At 71.7% G+C, this 1,224-nt stretch carries 2 protein-coding genes; one reads left to right on the top strand and one right to left on the bottom strand.

Translation table 11 applies throughout. The annotated features are described in order from the left end of the window. Positions 1-98: 98 nt before the first annotated feature. The gene (locus ACWCSD_RS52780; protein WP_449927546.1) at positions 99-632 is read right to left on the bottom strand and encodes an RNA polymerase sigma factor; all 534 of its coding nucleotides are present in this window, start codon (positions 630-632) and stop codon (positions 99-101) included. A gap of 117 nt (positions 633-749) precedes the next feature. Here ACWCSD_RS52780 and ACWCSD_RS52775 point away from each other — a divergent pair. Beyond that, positions 750-1,224, top strand: a 475-nt coding sequence (locus tag ACWCSD_RS52775) for a carboxylesterase family protein (RefSeq protein WP_449927543.1), incomplete at its 3' end; no start/stop codon positions are given.

The following is a 1,224-nucleotide window of genomic DNA, read 5'->3' as shown; positions in this document are numbered from 1 at the left end:
GGCGGCGCCCGTCATCCGGGCGCGGGCGGCCGTCATGGCGGCGTGGCCGGCGGGCGGCACCTGCGGCATCACCTCGTCGATGAGCTGGAATTCCTTCATCACACCTCAACTCCCAACGCGTCACGAAGTTTGGTCCTGGCCCGGCTCAGCCGGGAGGCGACGGTGCCGTAGGCGATGCCGAGCGCCGCCGCCACCTCGTCGTAGGTCAGCTCGCCGTAGGCGACGAGCAGCACCACGTCGCGCTCACCGCGCGACAGCCCGGCAAGTGCGGCCGACAGTTGCCGGACGGTCACCCGCGCCGCGACCCGATCGACCACCCGCTGGTCGTGGTTGTCCTCGTCGGCGGGCGGCCCCGACCTGGCCAGCGCCCGGTATCGCCGGAGCTCGGCACGCCGGTGCCGGCCGATGAGCTTGGTGGCGATGCCGTACAGCCAAGGTCTGATGCCGCCTTTGGAGGCGTCGAATCCGGCACGCCGGCGGAAGGCGATCAGGAAGGTCTCGGCGGCGAGGTCCTCGGCGACGTCGAGGTCGAGGCGGCGGCCGATGTAGCTGCGGATCTCCTCGTAGTGGGCATCGAAGAGGGCGGAGAATCGCTCGGGATCGGCGACCGCTCCGTCGAGGAACGTGGTCATGCACGGGGTCTCTCTCGCCGGGGATGTCGGACACTACTGATTGCCCGGTCGCCGCCCACCCTTCCATGTGAGTTCGACCCCTCGGCTGCCGACCGATCGATCGGTAGGATCCGGCTCATGGACATCATCGCGGCCACCCGGCACGGCAAGGTGCGCGGCCGACTCCACGACGGGATCCAGGTCTTCCGGGGCATCCCCTATGCGGCGCCGCCGTTCGGCGCCCACCGCTTCCGCGCCCCGGCGCCCGTCGAGCGCTGGGACGGCGTCCGTGACGCGGCGGAGTTCGGCCCGACCGCCCCCAAGCGGCCCTACCGGCCGCCGCTCGACCGGCTCATCCCCGAGCAGCAGATCCCCGGCGACGAGTGCCTCAACCTGAACGTCTGGACCCCCGGCGCGGACGGCGGCGCGCGTCCGGTGATGGTGTGGATCCACGGCGGCTCTCTGCGCAACGGCTCCTCCAGCCTGCCCCTGTACGACGGCCACGCCTTCGCCAGGGACGGCGTCGTCCTGGTCTCGATCAACTACCGGCTCGGCGTCGAGGGCTTCGGCGTCTTCCCCGACGCGCCGGACAACCGCGGCCTGCTCGACCAGA

The sequence above is a fragment of the Nonomuraea sp. NPDC001684 genome, from assembly GCF_053596515.1.
This window is presented reverse-complemented; position numbering and strand designations above follow the sequence as displayed.

Excerpts from the sequence above, each read along its gene's own strand:
- ACWCSD_RS52780 (WP_449927546.1), bottom strand. The coding sequence starts at position 632 with ATGACCACGTTCCTCGACGGAGCGGTCGCCGATCCCGAGCGATTCTCC.